Origin of the sequence: Mycobacterium sp. KBS0706, assembly GCF_005938675.2 — a bacterium.
Classification (GTDB): domain Bacteria; phylum Pseudomonadota; class Alphaproteobacteria; order DSM-16000; family Inquilinaceae; genus Inquilinus.
In genome coordinates, this window is the sequence record NZ_VCCH02000300.1 from 1 (window position 1) to 920 (window position 920).

Sequence of the window (920 nt, forward strand, 5' to 3'; positions counted from 1 at the left end):
ATGGTCGCTCTGGCAGCACTCTCATCGCCTCCGAGGCTCGGTTCTCGGTCCGCTTTCCGCCCGTCGCGGACGGCCAGGCCGAACTGCGGGCTCCGGAAGCGGCCGTCGCCTCGGTGCCGAAAAGCCGATCCGACCCGATTCGAACCCAAAGCGATCCTGTCCGCTTCGGGGCAGAATTGGATCGCCGGAGATGTCCACTCCCACCTGTTGGAGACACGCGAACTGCGGCATAGGGTGAGATGATGAAGATCCAGCGAAGCACCATGGACCATGTTCAGCCGTGGGCGCGGTTACGTGCTGCACTTTGGCCGGACTATTCTGTCCAGCACCATCGGGACGACGTGGTTCGCACTTTCCTGGCCGGAGACGGCCGAGCTGTCGCGTTCATCTGTGAAACCGATGAAGGCGAAGTGATCGGATTTGCCGAAGCCACGCTGCGCAGTGATTACGTCAATGGATGCAAAACCTCTCCCGTTCTGTTCCTTGAAGGAATCTATGTTCTGCCCGGCCACAGGCAAAAGGGCGCGGCGCGACTGCTCTGCGATGCAATTGCCGAATGGGGCAAGTCTATCGGCTGTGCCGAGTTCGCCTCCGATGCCCTGTTGGACAATGGCGTGAGCCACAGGTTTCATGCGGCGCTGGGTTTCGAGGAGACAAGACGCGTCGTCTTCTTTCGTAAAGGCCTGTAGGACCACTCTCAACCGCCCCGCCTCCGACACGCTCCAGCCCGCAAATCGATATCGGCGGTCGGCCGCTTGGCCCTGCCCGCAAGGAGCGGGAAAATTGTAAACGCAATGTGCATAGCTTTATCTGCGAATCATGTTCATGATTCGTTCTATGAACACCGCGCAGACCGATCAGACATCAGAAGCCCCGGCCACTCCCGAGGAGGAGCGGGCCGCGCGGCATCTGCGCATGCT

General features: G+C 60.4%; 1 protein-coding gene. It reads left to right on the forward strand.

What is annotated here, in order from left to right; genetic code table 11:
* Nucleotides 1–239 precede the first annotated feature (239 nt).
* The gene (aac(6'), locus tag FFK22_RS41935; protein ID WP_221939312.1) at nt 240–689 is read left to right on the forward strand and encodes an aminoglycoside 6'-N-acetyltransferase; all 450 of its coding nucleotides are present in this window, start codon (nt 240–242) and stop codon (nt 687–689) included.
* Nucleotides 690–920 lie beyond the last annotated feature (231 nt).